Source organism: Acidithiobacillus thiooxidans ATCC 19377 (assembly GCF_009662475.1).
GTDB classification, from domain to species: Bacteria; Pseudomonadota; Gammaproteobacteria; order Acidithiobacillales; family Acidithiobacillaceae; genus Acidithiobacillus; species Acidithiobacillus thiooxidans.
In genome coordinates, this window is sequence record NZ_CP045571.1 from 389,996 (window position 1) to 403,877 (window position 13,882).

At 51.7% G+C, this 13,882-nt stretch carries 26 protein-coding genes; 24 read left to right on the forward strand and 2 right to left on the reverse strand.

Annotation, left to right across the window (positions count from 1 at the left end):
* The first annotated feature begins 1 nt into the window (after position 1).
* The 17 genes from GCD22_RS02070 to GCD22_RS02150 all read left to right on the forward strand — a co-directional run bounded on the left by GCD22_RS02070 (position 2) and on the right by GCD22_RS02150 (position 8,358).
* Positions 2–187: a type Z 30S ribosomal protein S14 gene (locus GCD22_RS02070; protein WP_010639684.1), complete on the forward strand. Its 186-nt coding sequence runs from the start codon at positions 2–4 to the stop codon at positions 185–187.
* 9 nt (positions 188–196) lie between these two features.
* Entirely contained in the window at positions 197–592 is a 396-nt protein-coding gene (gene rpsH, locus GCD22_RS02075; RefSeq protein ID WP_031573681.1) for a 30S ribosomal protein S8, read from the forward strand.
* A gap of 12 nt (positions 593–604) precedes the next feature.
* Positions 605–1,129 carry a 50S ribosomal protein L6 gene (gene rplF, locus GCD22_RS02080; RefSeq protein WP_031573684.1) on the forward strand — a complete coding sequence of 175 codons (525 nt, stop codon included), beginning with the start codon at positions 605–607 and terminating at the stop codon, positions 1,127–1,129.
* Positions 1,130–1,147: 18 nt separating this feature from the next.
* On the forward strand, positions 1,148–1,501 hold the full coding sequence (gene rplR, locus GCD22_RS02085) for a 50S ribosomal protein L18 (protein ID WP_153940364.1): 354 nt from the start codon (positions 1,148–1,150) through the stop codon (positions 1,499–1,501).
* A gap of 14 nt (positions 1,502–1,515) precedes the next feature.
* Positions 1,516–2,046, forward strand: a complete 531-nt coding sequence (gene rpsE, locus GCD22_RS02090; RefSeq protein WP_010639676.1) for a 30S ribosomal protein S5 — start codon at positions 1,516–1,518, stop codon at positions 2,044–2,046.
* Entirely contained in the window at positions 2,039–2,224 is a 186-nt protein-coding gene (rpmD, locus tag GCD22_RS02095; protein ID WP_077273615.1) for a 50S ribosomal protein L30, read from the forward strand. Before rpsE ends, rpmD begins: the two co-directional genes overlap by 8 nt.
* On the forward strand, positions 2,221–2,658 hold the full coding sequence (rplO, locus tag GCD22_RS02100) for a 50S ribosomal protein L15 (protein ID WP_031573691.1): 438 nt from the start codon (positions 2,221–2,223) through the stop codon (positions 2,656–2,658). Before rpmD ends, rplO begins: the two co-directional genes overlap by 4 nt.
* Positions 2,658–3,989, forward strand: a complete 1,332-nt coding sequence (secY, locus tag GCD22_RS02105) for a preprotein translocase subunit SecY (RefSeq protein ID WP_010639671.1) — start codon at positions 2,658–2,660, stop codon at positions 3,987–3,989. Before rplO ends, secY begins: the two co-directional genes overlap by 1 nt.
* Complete coding sequence (locus GCD22_RS02110) at positions 3,986–4,648, forward strand: adenylate kinase (protein WP_031573694.1); 663 nt, start codon at positions 3,986–3,988, stop codon at positions 4,646–4,648. Before secY ends, GCD22_RS02110 begins: the two co-directional genes overlap by 4 nt.
* Entirely contained in the window at positions 4,649–4,867 is a 219-nt protein-coding gene (gene infA / locus GCD22_RS02115; protein ID WP_010639668.1) for a translation initiation factor IF-1, read from the forward strand. It abuts the gene before it with no gap.
* A gap of 9 nt (positions 4,868–4,876) precedes the next feature.
* On the forward strand, positions 4,877–4,990 hold the full coding sequence (gene rpmJ, locus GCD22_RS02120) for a 50S ribosomal protein L36 (RefSeq protein WP_009568281.1): 114 nt from the start codon (positions 4,877–4,879) through the stop codon (positions 4,988–4,990).
* Between the two features lie 59 nt (positions 4,991–5,049).
* Entirely contained in the window at positions 5,050–5,406 is a 357-nt protein-coding gene (gene rpsM / locus GCD22_RS02125) for a 30S ribosomal protein S13 (protein WP_010639657.1), read from the forward strand.
* A gap of 17 nt (positions 5,407–5,423) precedes the next feature.
* A complete protein-coding gene (rpsK, locus tag GCD22_RS02130; protein ID WP_010639656.1) occupies positions 5,424–5,819 on the forward strand; it encodes a 30S ribosomal protein S11 in 396 nt (131 codons plus the stop codon).
* A 20-nt stretch (positions 5,820–5,839) separates the two neighbouring features.
* Positions 5,840–6,466 (forward strand): 30S ribosomal protein S4, encoded by a 627-nt coding sequence (gene rpsD / locus GCD22_RS02135; RefSeq protein ID WP_031573696.1) that lies wholly within the window; start codon positions 5,840–5,842, stop codon positions 6,464–6,466.
* A 22-nt stretch (positions 6,467–6,488) separates the two neighbouring features.
* A complete protein-coding gene (locus GCD22_RS02140; RefSeq protein WP_010641442.1) occupies positions 6,489–7,505 on the forward strand; it encodes a DNA-directed RNA polymerase subunit alpha in 1,017 nt (338 codons plus the stop codon).
* A gap of 29 nt (positions 7,506–7,534) precedes the next feature.
* Complete coding sequence (rplQ, locus tag GCD22_RS02145) at positions 7,535–7,906, forward strand: 50S ribosomal protein L17 (RefSeq protein WP_031573699.1); 372 nt, start codon at positions 7,535–7,537, stop codon at positions 7,904–7,906.
* 170 nt (positions 7,907–8,076) lie between these two features.
* The gene (locus GCD22_RS02150; protein WP_024894017.1) at positions 8,077–8,358 is read left to right on the forward strand and encodes a high-potential iron-sulfur protein; all 282 of its coding nucleotides are present in this window, start codon (positions 8,077–8,079) and stop codon (positions 8,356–8,358) included.
* 9 nt (positions 8,359–8,367) lie between these two features.
* Here the strand turns inward: GCD22_RS02150 and dut are convergent, their stop codons facing one another.
* Together dut and coaBC are read right to left on the reverse strand one after the other, a co-directional pair.
* Complete coding sequence (gene dut / locus GCD22_RS02155) at positions 8,368–8,820, reverse strand: dUTP diphosphatase (RefSeq protein ID WP_031573703.1); 453 nt, start codon at positions 8,818–8,820, stop codon at positions 8,368–8,370.
* Positions 8,813–10,063 carry a bifunctional phosphopantothenoylcysteine decarboxylase/phosphopantothenate--cysteine ligase CoaBC gene (gene coaBC / locus GCD22_RS02160; RefSeq protein WP_031573706.1) on the reverse strand — a complete coding sequence of 417 codons (1,251 nt, stop codon included), beginning with the start codon at positions 10,061–10,063 and terminating at the stop codon, positions 8,813–8,815. Before coaBC ends, dut begins: the two co-directional genes overlap by 8 nt.
* A 32-nt stretch (positions 10,064–10,095) precedes the next feature.
* Between coaBC and radC the strand changes: the two genes are divergently transcribed.
* The 7 genes from radC to GCD22_RS02195 all read left to right on the forward strand — a co-directional run bounded on the left by radC (position 10,096) and on the right by GCD22_RS02195 (position 13,857).
* Positions 10,096–10,770: a RadC family protein gene (gene radC / locus GCD22_RS02165; protein ID WP_010641452.1), complete on the forward strand. Its 675-nt coding sequence runs from the start codon at positions 10,096–10,098 to the stop codon at positions 10,768–10,770.
* Entirely contained in the window at positions 10,767–11,135 is a 369-nt protein-coding gene (locus GCD22_RS02170; RefSeq protein WP_010641454.1) for a diacylglycerol kinase, read from the forward strand. The genes radC and GCD22_RS02170 overlap by 4 nt, the downstream gene beginning before the upstream one ends.
* Before the next feature lie 122 nt (positions 11,136–11,257).
* The gene (locus GCD22_RS02175) at positions 11,258–11,611 is read left to right on the forward strand and encodes a hypothetical protein (RefSeq protein ID WP_031573709.1); all 354 of its coding nucleotides are present in this window, start codon (positions 11,258–11,260) and stop codon (positions 11,609–11,611) included.
* Between the two features lie 26 nt (positions 11,612–11,637).
* Positions 11,638–12,000, forward strand: coding sequence for a YtxH domain-containing protein (locus GCD22_RS02180; RefSeq protein ID WP_024894021.1), 363 nt, complete (start codon positions 11,638–11,640; stop codon positions 11,998–12,000).
* A 107-nt stretch (positions 12,001–12,107) separates the two neighbouring features.
* Entirely contained in the window at positions 12,108–12,485 is a 378-nt protein-coding gene (locus GCD22_RS02185) for a DsrE family protein (RefSeq protein WP_010641460.1), read from the forward strand.
* A 7-nt stretch (positions 12,486–12,492) separates the two neighbouring features.
* Positions 12,493–13,041, forward strand: a complete 549-nt coding sequence (locus tag GCD22_RS02190; RefSeq protein ID WP_024894022.1) for a hypoxanthine-guanine phosphoribosyltransferase — start codon at positions 12,493–12,495, stop codon at positions 13,039–13,041.
* Positions 13,042–13,857 (forward strand): S-methyl-5'-thioinosine phosphorylase, encoded by an 816-nt coding sequence (locus tag GCD22_RS02195; protein WP_024894023.1) that lies wholly within the window; start codon positions 13,042–13,044, stop codon positions 13,855–13,857.
* The last annotated feature ends 25 nt before the right edge of the window (positions 13,858–13,882 follow it).

The window sequence follows — 13,882 nt, forward strand, 5'->3', positions numbered from 1 at the left end:
CGTGGCAAAAAAATCATTGATTGCAAAGTCCGAAAGGACCCCAAAGTTTAAGGTGCGTGCGTACCACCGTTGCAAATTGTGCGGACGTTCACGTGGTTACTATCGGAAATTTGGTCTGTGTCGTTTGTGCCTGCGTAAGCATGCCTCGGCGGGTTCAATTCCCGGTATTGTCAAAGCGAGCTGGTGAGGAAACACGATGAGCGTAACGGATCCTATTGCTGATATGCTTACGCGCATTAGAAATGCGCAACAAGTAAATAAAGCGAAAGTCTTAATGCCTGCTTCAAAACTGAAACGCGCCATTGCTCGCGTTCTGGTTGAAGAAGGTTATATTACCGATTTCCGGGAAGAAACACAGGATGGTCATCCGGTTCTGAACCTGACTCTTAAGTATTATGCTGGAGCCGGGGTTATTGCCGAAATCCGTCGTATAAGTCGACCGGGTGTGCGTATTTATCGGGGTGCTGATGATCTTCCCAAGGTTCGGGATGGATTTGGCATTGCCATCATTTCAACTTCGCAGGGAATCATGACTGATCGTGCGGCACGTACTGCCGGGATTGGTGGTGAAGTACTCTGCGTAGTCTCTTAAGGGAGATTCAGTATGTCTCGAGTAGGGAAACAGCCTGTTACTCTTCCTAAAGGTGTGGAAGTTCATGTGGCTGATAAGTATTTGCATGTAAAAGGTCCCAAAGGTCAGATGTCCACTCCATTTCACTCCAGTGTGACGCTGCAGGTGGACGATGGAGTCGCTACCTTAGCCTGGACTGATGGGCAAAATGCTTTTGCCGGTACAATGCGTGCCCTGTTAAACAACATGGTGCATGGCGTCTCGGTAGGTTTTGAGCAGAAACTTGAAATTATCGGTGTGGGTTATCGTGCGCAAGCAAAAGGCAAAACTCTAAGCTTGAGTCTTGGATTTTCACATCCTGTAGATTATCCAGTACCTGACGACATTACGATTGAAACGCCCACCCAGACAGAAATCGTGATCAAGGGTATTGATAAGCAGAAAATCGGGCAAATTGCCGCAGACATTCGTGCGTATCGTCCTCCTGAACCGTACAAAGGTAAAGGTGTACGTTATGCAGGTGAAAATGTCCGTCGTAAAGAAGCCAAGAAGAAATAATGGTTGAGGCAGGTAATCATGAATAAAAATACATCCAGACTCCGTCGTGCACGTAAAACCCGTGCCCGAATTGCATCTCAGGCCAAACCAAGACTTTGCGTCTTTCGTTCCGGAAAGCACATCTATGCACAGGTCATTGATGATTCAAAGGGGGTCGTCATTGTCCAGGCATCCAGCGTGGAAGGTGAGTTGCGTGCGACCATGCCCCGAGGTGCCGATCTGGCTGCGGCAGTGACCATCGGTCAGCGGGTTGCCGCAAAAGCATTGGCTGCTGGTGTGAAGGAAGTAGCCTTTGACCGAAGCGGTTATCGTTATCATGGTCGGGTGCGAGCCCTGGCCGACGCCGCCCGCGAGGGCGGGTTGTCGTTCTGACGGAGATCTGAAAAATGGCAAGGGAAAATCGTGATGCTCAGCCCAGCGATGGCATGCAGGAAAAGCTGATTCATATCAATCGTGTATCTAAGGTGGTCAAGGGCGGTCGGCAATTTGGTTTTGCAGCACTGATGGTTGTCGGCGATGGTGATGGCAAGGTTGGGTTTGGTCGTGGTAAAGCCAAGGAGGTTCCTGCGGGAATCCAGAAAGCCACAGACCAGGCTCGTCGTTGGATGACGCAAATCCCATTGATGCGTGGTGGCACAATTCCCTACCCGGTAGAAGGTCGTCATGGTGCTGCTCGTGTCATGTTGCGTCCTGCTCCAGAAGGTAGTGGTGTTATTGCTGGTGGTGCCATGCGTGCTGTCTGTGAAGCAGTAGGCTTGCGCAACGTGGTGGCTAAGTCGCTGGGTTCCAATAATCCTATCAATGTTGTGCGTGCAACTTTTGATGCATTCAACAAGCTTTCCAGCCCCCAGGCCATCGCCATGAAGCGTGGCAAAAGCCTGAAGGAAATTCGTGGTGATGGAGGTCATGATGAGTAAACAGTTACGCATTACTCTGGTCAAAAGTTTAATTGGGGTGACCGAGAAACATCGCCGTGTTGTGGTCGGTCTTGGTTTGCACCGCACCAACCATACTGTTGAACGTCCTGATACGCCAGAAATTCGTGGCATGGTCAATAAAGTGCCTTACCTATTGCGCTGGGAAGAGTTGTCATGAAATTAAATACAATAGCGCCTGCAGAGGGTGCCAAGAAAGATCGTCGTCGTGTCGGACGCGGCATTGGAAGTGGCCTCGGTAAAACCGCAGGTCGTGGTCACAAGGGGCAGCATGCGCGGTCAGGTGGTTACCACAAAGTCGGTTTTGAGGGCGGTCAGATGCCCTTGCAACGTCGTATTCCTAAAAGAGGATTTCGGAATACCTTTGGTGCCCGTACTTGCGAGGTAACCTTGTCCCAGCTGGAAAATGCAGCGATTGATGGTGTGGTGGACATGGAAGGGCTGCTGTTGCGGCGCATTGTTCGGGGCAGTCCGGATGTCGTTAAGGTTATTATGACGGGTGAATTGAGCCAAGCGCTTACCGTGCGTGGATTGCGAGTCAGTGCGGGAGCCAAGGCTGCGATTGAAAGTGCTGGCGGAAAGGTCGAAGAATAATGGCCGGGTTGCGTAACATTGCGGGTGCTGCAAAGGGCGCTGGTAAGATCAATGAATTACGTAACCGCATTTTATTTTTGCTGGGTGCTTTGCTGGTTTTTCGTATTGGTGCGCATATTCCGGTTCCGGGCATTGACCCGGCTGCTATGGCTTCTTTTTTCAATGAGCAGCGCGGAACAATTCTCGGCATGTTCAACATGTTCTCCGGCGGTGCTCTGTCGCGCTTGACAGTTTTTGCATTGGGGATCATGCCCTATATCAGCGCTTCCATTATTTTCCAACTGGCGGGTTCTGTTTTCCCCAAGCTGGAAGAACTAAAAAAAGAAGGCGAGTCAGGCCGTAGAAAAATCACCGAATACACGCGTTATGCCACGGTCGGTCTCGCCCTCATGCAAGGGCTGGGTATTGCTGTTGCCATTGAAAAAATGCACGCAGGTCATATTCCTGTTGTAATTGATCCTGGTCCTTTGTTTTTGTTTACCACGACGATCTCTCTGGCCTGCGGTACGGTTTTTCTCATGTGGATTGGTGAACAAATCACCGAGCGAGGTATTGGCAATGGCATATCGCTGATCATTTTCGCGGGGATTGTCGCGGGGCTACCTGATGCTATCGGGACAACCTTTGAGTTGATGCAAACCGGGCAGTTCCAGCCGCTGTTTGTGGTGGCACTATTTGTTCTGGCTCTTCTGGTTACCGCTTTTGTGGTCTTTATGGAAAGCGCCCAAAGACGTGTTCCTATTCAGTACGCCAAGCGTCAGGTTGGACGTAAAATTTATGGTGGACAAAGCACGCACATGCCCCTCAAGGTCAATATGAGTGGCGTTATTCCACCGATTTTTGCGACCAGCATATTATTGTTGCCAGCTACGCTTTCGGGGTGGTTTGCCAATGTCCCAGGTATGGAATGGTTGGCGCGCTTCGGCCAGGCCTTGAGTCCGGGTTCTGCGCTATATGTCGTCGTATTTACTACGGCCATTGTATTTTTTGCCTTCTTTTATACGGCAATGGTCTTTAATCCGAGAGACACGGCTGATAACCTCAAAAAATCCGGTGCGTTTGTTCCAGGGATCAGACCAGGGGAACATACTGCCCGTTACATGGACAGGATTTTAACGCGTCTAACCCTTTGGGGAGCCATTTACCTGACACTGGTCTGCTTGTTGCCTGAATTTCTCATTGTTCAGTACAACGTGCCCTTTTATTTAGGAGGCACCAGTTTGCTGATTGTGGTTGTGGTGATGATGGATCTTATGGGTCAGATTCAAAGTCATCTGCTTACGCATCAATATGAAGGGTTGATTCGTAAGAATCCCCTGAGTGGACGATGAGTTTGGCCAGACACCTCATATTTCTGGGTGCTCCAGGAGCGGGTAAGGGTACACAGGCTCAGCGCCTGGCTCAATATTTAGGCTTGCCTCATGTCTCTACCGGTGATATGCTCCGCGCCTCTGTTCAGTCTGGTAGTGATATAGGACGTCGTGCTGCTGCAGTGATGGATTCCGGAGCACTGGTCAGCGACGACATTATCGTTGGTATTGTTGCAGAGCGCTTGACGTTGGAAGATGCGGTTGCTGGGGTGATATTCGACGGCTTCCCGCGCACCGTGTATCAAGCGCATGCATTAGACCAACTATTGCAGGATAGCGGTGGGGTCATCTCTGCTGTACTGCATATTGCACTGGATGATGAGGAAATTGTTGTGCGGCTTTCAGGACGGCGTGTCTGTTCTGGTTGTGGCGCGATTTATCACGAACGCTATCATCCTTCATTGGTCACTGCAGTATGTGATCAGTGTGGGGGCAGTCTGGTCCAGCGTGAAGATGACCAGCCGGATGTGATCAGAAAACGTCTGGCGGTTTATCAGGCGGAAACAGCTCCTTTGATCGCTTATTATCACGATCGGCCAGCCTACCATCAGATTGATGGTCATGGTGAGGCGGATGAAGTGTTTGCCAGAATCGTGGAAGCGGTGAGGGAAAAAGATTAGATGTCTAAAGAAGATACTCTGGAGATGCAGGGCGAAGTGATTGAAAACCTGCCGAGTGCAACTTTTAAAGTGCGTCTCGAAAATGGGTATGTAGTGAATGCACATATATCCGGCAAAATGCGTATGCATTATATCCGTATTCTGCCAGGAGATAAGGTGACCGTAGAAATGACGCCCTATGATTTAACCAAGGGTCGCATTATATATCGTGCCAAATAGGGGGTTGTAATGAAAGTTCGGGCGTCGGTAAAAAAGCTCTGTCGTAATTGCAAGATAGTCCGTCGTAACGGTGTGGTGCGGGTCATTTGCGTGGAACCCCGTCACAAACAACGTCAAGGTTAAGGCGACTAAATTTATCAGTCTGTGGGATTGACCCACTTAGTCTTTTGGAGGAATTGCGGATGGCCCGCATCGCTGGTGTTAATATTCCAAACAACAAGCAAATAGAAATTGCTTTGACGTATATTTATGGTATCGGCAGAACTCGTTCGCAGAGTATTTTATCTGCAGCTGATATTGCGTTTGATATGCGCGTCAAGGACATCAGCGAACCCGAGCTGGAACGCATTCGGGCTGAGGTCGCCAAATTTCTGGTGGAAGGTGATCTCCGTCGTGAGGTAACCATGAACATCAAACGATTGATGGATCTTGGTTGCTATCGCGGTATTCGGCATCGTCGTGGACTTCCTGTTCACGGCCAGCGTACCAAGACGAACGCACGGACACGTAAGGGTCCTGCCAAATCGATCACTCGTTAACTAGGAAGATTCCAGTAATGGCGAAAACTCAGACAAACTCCCGTGTGCGGAAGAAAGTAAAGAAAAACGTACTTGATGGAGTAGCGCATATATATGCGTCATTTAATAACACCATCATCACCATCAGTGACCGTCAGGGAAATGTCCTGACTTGGGCCAGTTCTGGTGGCTCCGGTTTCCGTGGGTCGCGCAAAAGCACCCCTTTTGCCGCTCAGGTGGCAGCGGAAAACGCGGGAAAAAAAGCGCAGGAATATGGTGTCAAAAATCTGGATGTAGAAGTGCGCGGTCCTGGGCCCGGTCGGGAAAGTACTGTTCGTGCGCTGCATTCCATCGGCTTTCGCATTGCGAGTATTCGCGACGTCACGCCGATTCCCCATAACGGCTGCCGTCCGCCTAAAAAGCGGCGTGTTTAATTTTTAGGTGGAGGTAGTTAGTGGCTAAATATACGGGTCCCAGTTGTCGTTTGTGCCGTCGTGAAGGCGGCAAGCTCTTTCTGAAAGGTGAGAAATGCTTTTCGGACAAATGTCCTGTGAGCATTCGTGCCTATGCACCAGGTCAACATGGTCAGCGTCGTGGCAGAGTGAGCGAATACGGCGGTCAGCTGCGTGAAAAGCAGAAAATTCGGCGCATTTATGGTGTTCTCGAAGGTCAGTTCCGACGTTATTTCGAGCGGGCCAGTCAGACTCGGGGTGTAACCGGTGAGACCCTGCTGCGTCTTCTAGAACTGCGTCTGGACAATGTTGCGTACCGGCTTGGATTTGGATCTTCGCGTGCGGAGGCCCGTCAGGTCGTTCGCCATGGCCATGTTCTGGTCAATGGCCGCCGCGTTGATATTCCATCCTATCAGGTCCGCGCCGGCGATATGGTGAGTGTGGCTGAATCTGCCCGTCAACATGTACGGATTGTAGCTGCGGTAGAAGCAGCCGGTGGTCGCGGGTTTCCTGAATGGGTGAGCATGGATGCTGCCACACTCAGTGCAACAATTAAGGCCGTACCGGCGCGTGAAGATATCGCACCGGATTTGAACGAACAGGTCGTCGTGGAGTTGTACTCTAAGTAAGACCGGGGGTTGAGGAACGCTTATGACTGATGTTGGTGATTTGTTACGTCCGCAGGGCGTAGAAGTTGAAGAAATTTCCGTACGTCGTGCGCGCCTGTCTTTGGGCCCTCTGGAACGTGGCTTTGGTCACACCTTGGGCAGTGGTTTGAGGCGTATTCTGCTTTCTTCGCTGAAGGGAGCGGCAGTGACCGAGGTGGAGATTGAGGGTGTTCTGCACGAATATTCAAGCATCGAAGGGGTGCAGGAAGATGTCGTGGATATTCTCCTCAATCTGAAAATGCTTGCGGTCCGCTCCCAGGGACACAGTGATGTGATGGTTACCTTGCGCAAGCGTGGCCCGGGTTTGATGACCGGTGCAGATATTGTTTCTGAGCATGGTATTGAAGTGGCCAATCCTGATCAGGTCATAGCTACTTTGACTCGAGATGTCGAACTGGTCATGCATCTGCGGATTGACGATGGTCGCGGCTATGATGCTGCAGCTACCCGGCGTCAGAATCATGAGAAACGTATTGGCGTGATGGCGCTGGATGCCAGTTTCAGTCCGGTTTTGAAAGTCAGTTACCAGGTCGAAAGTGCGCGTGTAGAACAGCGTACCGATTTGGATCGCTTGGTACTGGATGTGGAAACCAACGGCGTTGTTGATCCGGTTTGGGCCGTTCAGGAGGCCTCACGGATTCTGCGTAGTCAGTTGGGCGTTTTGGCTGGCGCTGAAAACCAGCAGGAGCCTGAAGCTTCTCAGGTACAAAACGGCCAGGATCTGATGCCCTTGCTGATACGTCCCGTGGATGATCTGGAGCTGACAGTTCGTTCTGCCAATTGTCTCAAAGCAGAAGATATTTTTTACATTGGTGATCTGGTTCAAAAATCCGAACAGGAACTATTGAAAGCTCCTAATCTCGGCAAAAAATCACTCACTGAAATCAAGGAAGTGCTGGTGGCCCATGGCCTCAGTCTGGGTATGCGTGTTGAAAACTGGCCGCCGGAGAACCTGCCGCCCATTTCCGGGCGCGGCGCAGACGTTGATGTTAACGGCTAATGTTCAGAATTTGGTAGAGGGAATGGGTTATGCGTCATCGCAAAAGTGGTAAGCAACTAAATAGAAATAGCAGCCATCGGCAGGCCATGTTTGCCAACATGATGGTGTCCTTGTTTCACCATGAGCGTATTGTTACGACGCTTCCAAAGGCCAAAGAGCTGCGTCGCTTTGCCGAACCGATGATAACCTTGGCGAAGGATGCCACGGTTGCCAAGCGTCGTCTGGCTTTTGCGCGCTTGCGTGATCGGCAGGCCGTGGTTAAACTTTTCGATGATCTCGGCCCACATTATGCTGCGCGTCCCGGTGGTTATTTGCGTATTGTGAAATATGGCTTTCGTGCTGGTGACAATGCCCCTTTGGCTATTGTCGAGTTGGTCGACCGTCAGGTTGCTACTGCCTGATATCTCTGTACAAGGGCTTTTGAAGCACAAATCGGTCCATGATGAAAATCTGGGCCGTTTTTTTTGTGCTTTTTTTAGGTTTCTATCTACACATTCAACATGACTATGTACTATAGTAGTTTGGTATCGTTGTGCTTATTCTTCGGTACCCATGCTAATAGGAGAAGTGTATGAAGAAGTTGACCCGTCGTGAATGGTTCCGGTCGAGTGGTAAGGTGGTTTTGGCGGCCGCAGTGGCACCGGCAGTGCTGTCCAATATTGCAGAGGCCGCAACCAGTAAGGCCAGTCAGGCCTCAGTGCAGTATGTTACCCACCCCAACGGCAAGGAAATGTGCAGTAATTGCAAATTTTTTATCCCTGGAGCCAAACCCAACGAAGATGGGGCGTGCAAGGTAGTGTCGGGCAAAATTAGTCCCCATGGGTATTGCGCTGTTTATATGCCGAAAAAATAAATCACTGAATTATTGCTGTCCGGTACTGCCAAATCCGGCACTACCCCTCTCTGTGGCAGCAAACTCATCCACCACCAGAATTTCGGGGCGAATAACGGGTACCAGAACCATCTGCGCTACCCGTTCTCCCGGTTCAATGACAATTTTATCTTGACTGCGGTTCCATAGTGACATTTTTATGGGTCCCTGGTAATCCGCATCAATGAGACCGGTTAGATTACCCAATACCAGTCCCTTATGTCCGAGCCCGGAGCGGGGTAACAGGAGTGCGGTGATTCCGGGATCACCGATGTGCATGGCAAAGCCAGCTGATACTAACTCCACAGTGTTTGCCAACAGATGCAAGGGCTTATCCAGGCAGACGCGTAAATCCATTCCAGCGGCGTCAGCGCTGGCATAATGGGGTAAAGGCCATTGTTTACCAAGGCGTGGGTCGAGGATGCGAATTTGCAAATTAGTCACGGGAATGATTAACCTCGCTGGCGAAGTGGATTTTGCTGATGTGGCGGATGAGTATTCTTGCCATATCAATTTTACGGCAAGCTGGAATTTCTATTTGCATTTTATCGTGAAGTAGGGTGCAGGCATTGATTTCACTGCCCATTCCAGTCGTGCTCCTGCTGATATCGTTGACAATAATGGTATCGGCCCCCTTGCGGCTTGCCTTGGCGCGTGCTGAATCCAAGTGATCCCGGGTTTCTGCGGCAAAGGCAACAATGACCCGTGGGCGTTGGGGGTGAAGATGGATGCTGGTCACGATATCTGGATTCTGCGTTAACGCAATCTGCTCAGGAACTGCTGATTTGGGCGTTTTATGCGGGCTTTGCAGAGTGGGTCGATGGTCCGCAACTGCGGCATTGGCAATCAATAAATCCGTGGGTATTTCCAGACTATGCAGGCAGGCCTCGAGCATCTCCTGAGCCGAGGTGACATCTTCGCGCACAACCCCTGGCGGCGTTGCTTCATGACTGGGACCGCTGATGAGTCTTACCTGCGCACCGGCTTCAGCACAAGCCTGAGCCAGAGCAAATCCCTGTTTGCCGCTTGCCCGGTTGGTCAGTCCCCGGGCTGGATCCAGGCTTTCCCAAGTGGGGCCTGCAGTAACCAGTATTTGCTTTCCAGAAAGCGTTTTGCTGGCCAGAGCCAGGCGCAGTTGGCCAACTATCTGCTCTGGTTCCAACATGCGTCCCGCACCCTCTTCGCCACAAGCCAAAACTCCGGCATCAGGGCCCAGAAATTGGGCACCAAATTCAAGCAGACGCCGGACATGTCCCTGGGTGGCAGGATGTGACCACATGCTGGCGTTCATGGCCGGAGCAAGAAAAACGGGTGCGCGCGTGACCAGCAGCAGGGTACTGAGTAGATCGTCGGCAAGGCCCAGGGAAAAACAGGCAAGACTATTTGCCGTCACCGGCGCCACAATAATGGCATCCGTCCAGCGCGCCAGGCGAATATGATCCATTGCAGCTTCTTCCTCAGCGGCAAATAAATCCTGGCGTACCGGCTGACCACTCAGGGCCTGTAAAGTGATGGGTGTAACAAACTGCCTGGCACTTTGGGTCATGACTACGCGTACTTCGGCGCCCAGGCGCAGCAAATGGCGGACTATTTCCGGACTTTTATAGGCCGCAATGCTGCCACAAATTCCCAGCAGAATTCGTTTGCCAGCCAGGGGCTCGGTCGTGTTGAATAGGGTTTCTATCATGATATTCCCAGTTTAAGGGAAGGAGGGAGCAAATGGCTATTACTGATTGGCCGGTGGACGAACGGCCGCGAGAAAGATTATTACAGAAAGGCGCGCAAAGTTTGTCTGATGCCGAGCTTTTGGCGATTTTTCTGCGGGTTGGTGTGAAAGGTAAAAGTGCAGTGGATGTATCCCGGGAATTGTTGCAAATTTTTGGTGGGTTACGGGCCTTGCTGACGGCTACCCGGGATCAGTTTTGTGCGCATCATGGTATGGGTGATGCGAAATATGCTTTACTGCAGGCGGTATTGGAGATGGGGCGACGGCATCTGGCAGAAGATTGGCAGCGGGGTAGTTGCCTGGACTCCCCACAGCGCGTTCGCCAGTATTTGTCGGCCAGTCTGCGCGATCGCGGCCGGGAAATATTCGCTGTCATTTTTCTGGATCATCGCCACCGGGTGTTGAAGCTCGAAGAAATGTTTTTGGGGACCATAGATGCTGCGACAGTCCATATTCGCGAAGTGGTGAAGCGCGCGCTGGAGTTGAATGCGTCCGCCTTGATTGTGGCGCATAACCATCCTTCCGGCGTGGCAGAGCCGAGCTCTGCTGATCTTGCGCTGACCCGGCGTCTGGAAAGTGCCATGCAGTTACTGGAGTTGCGTTTGCTGGATCATTTTATTGTCGGTGAAGGTGAACCCTTGTCTTTGCGCGAGCAGGGGGGTTGGTGAATAAAAATAAACCCATCTGGCAGCGCGCACTCTATGCTCTGCGCGGGCTGAGGATTGCCGCACGGGAAGAAGCCAGCTTTCGCGCAGAATTATGGGCTGTGCTGGCGGCCGTGGCGTTTTTGCTTTGGGCCCAGGTCGCTTTATGGTGGTGGGGCTTGGCCCTGCTGTGGATGGCCATGCTGTTGGCTACCGAGTTATTGAATAGTGCAGTAGAGTCGCTGGCGGATCTGGTCAGTCCCGAATTTCATCCCCTGGTTGCTCGCGCCAAGGATTGTGGGGCGGCAGCGGTTTTTGTCTTGAGCAGTGTCGGTGTTGCTCTGCTGTTACTGATTTTGTGGCAGCATTTCCATGCTGGGGGTGGATAAGATGGGTGTTATTTTACCCGGTGCGCTGTTGCTGCCTATAATGGCTATATATGCGGGTTGCGGCGGGGCTTATGGAAGCCACAGACTGGTTGCCGGAAAATTGCAAAACGTAGGGAGAAATAATGGGTATTAACGCAGGCATTACCGTTATTGCCGTTGTCTTGATCATTATTTTGCTGATCATTGCGGTGACTGCGGGCGTATTTATTCGGACTTTTTTGCGTTTGGAAAGATTGCTGGCCCGTGCTGAACAGGATGTTGGCCCCCTGATTTTTGAGCTGAAGTCGGCCTTGGTAGATATCAAGAAAATGACCCAGGTGGGGCGGGCGCAAATGAATCGGGTGGATTCCACCATGAAGTACCTCAGTCGGGAAATTATGGAAACCACCGAAACCCTGGTCCAGCCTGTACAGGAACTCGGTATGTGGTATCGGGCTTTGCGCACAGGCTGGCGCTATTTTTCACGCAAACGTTAAAGCCGGAAACGGCGAGGAGAAAAACCATGAGAAACGCAGAAGGTTTTGTAGTGGGGATTCTGGTAGGTGCAGTAGGCGCCTTATTGCTGGCACCAGCCAGCGGTGCGGAAACCCGTCAGGAATTGCGTAAGGCGATGGACAAGGGTAGAGAGCGTTTTTACAACCTGGAATCTTTGGCGGAAGAACGCATTGCGGTGTTGATTGATGAAATCCAGGAAAAAACTGCTCGATTGATGGATGCCGGCGGAGATTTAATGGAATCCAAACGTGAAGATTTGCTGGAGGCTATCCAGGTAGCCAAGCGGGCTCTGGCCGACGAGCGGGACATTCTTACCAGAAGCACACGTGCCCGTCGGGAAGTGCTGTTGGAAGAAGAAGAGAACCTCTGATTTCAGTGTTCGACACGTGACTTTTTATGGTGTAATCAATCATTTCATGGTGCGGTTGTGGGTCGGGACGGCTATGATGTGCAGACCGAATTCTTAAGGAGATACAGATGGCTGATAAATTGTTGATGGTTATGGTAAACACCGATCCTTCCAACCCCCAGGAACTGGGCGCGCCGTTCTTTCAGGCTACCGTTGCTGCCGCAATGGATTTTGACGTGGAAGTGGTGTTGACCGCCCGTGCCGGTGAGTTGGCCAAAAAAGGCGTGGCGGAAAAAATGTTCGTGATGCCTGGCAGTCCCAAAAGTGTCTACGATTTCATCAAGGATGCCCATGAGGCTGGCGTAAAGTTTTTTGTCTGCACTCCGACTCTGGAATTGTGGGACTGCACCAAGGAAGATTTGATTCCTGAAGTATCCGACGTGGTCGGTGGCGCTTATGTGATTGAGCAGGCCATGGACGACGACGTGGTCACCTTTACGTATTGATGCCAAGATGACACCTACCCATTTGGGGCCCGCTGAACATCTGTTCAGCGCGGAAGAGGTGGAAGCGGCCATCCAGAGGATGGCCGTTGCCATTAATAAGGATCTTGAACATCTGACCCCACATCGCCCGGTGGTGCTGCTCTGTGTGTTGACTGGCGCCATTGTCGTGGTGGGCCAGCTCATGCCGCATTTGCATTTTCCCATGACGCTGGATTGTGTACAGGTCAGTCGCTACGGTTCAGAAACCAGTGGTGGCGAGTTGCAATGGCGTACGCGTCCCAAGGAGTCTCTCTCAGGGGCTGTTGTGCTCCTGGTGGATGATATTCTGGATGAAGGTATTACCCTCAAATCCATTCAGGATTATTGCATGGCAGAAGGTGCTGTGGCGGTGCATACGGCGGTGATGGTACGCAAGATGCGGCCGCGATCTGTGGACCTGCAGGTAGATTACGTCGGTCTGGAGGTTCCAGATCAGTTTGTGTTTGGCTATGGTCTGGATGCCCGAGGCCTGGGCCGTAATGCCCCGGGAATTTTTTTTCTCCCGGAGGATCACTAAATGGGTGTGGTCGGCATTATTGGTGGAAGTGGTTTGACGCGACTCAATAATCTGCAGATCCGTAATCGTCGGGTGGTGAGAACGCCGTTTGGTGAGGCTTCCGGCCCCCTGACTTTTGGTGATCTGGGCGGGCAGGAAGTGGTTTTTCTGGCTCGGCACGGTTACGGACATACCATTCCCCCGCACCGGGTGAATTATCGTGCCAATATCTGGGCCTTGCACCATGTGGGAGTGACCCATGTGATTGCCGTGGCGGCGGTGGGTGGTATCAGTGCAGCCATGCAATCCGGGGTGATATGTGTTCCGGACCAGTTGATTGACTACACCAGCGGAAGGCCTGGCACTTTCTTTGAAGGTGGCGAAAGCATGGTGGTCCATATTGATTTTTCCGAACCCTACTGCGGACGTATTCGTGAACGTCTTTTAGAGGGGGCAAAGGTTTCTGATGTGGGGGTGATAGATGGGGCTACCTATGCGGCTACCCAAGGTCCCCGTCTTGAAACCATTGCGGAAATTCGGCGCATCGAAAAAGATGGTGGAGATATTGTGGGCATGACTGGGGCACCGGAAGCGGTATTGGCCCGCGAGATCGGTCTTTGTTACGCACCACTATCGTTGGTAGTCAATCCGGCCGCTGGCAAATCCAGCGAGCCCATCACCATGGAGGCCATTGACGCCGTCATGCATGAGGGCATGGAAAGAGTCCGGGCGATTCTGGCCAGTACGGTGCCTCTGCTGGCTGATTGCCCGCAATGTGACTGCGGCGTTTCAGTAGGCCCGGAAGCACTTAAACATTTGCACAGTCGGCGCAAGTAACGATCGACTAAAAAAGGCAGATCGT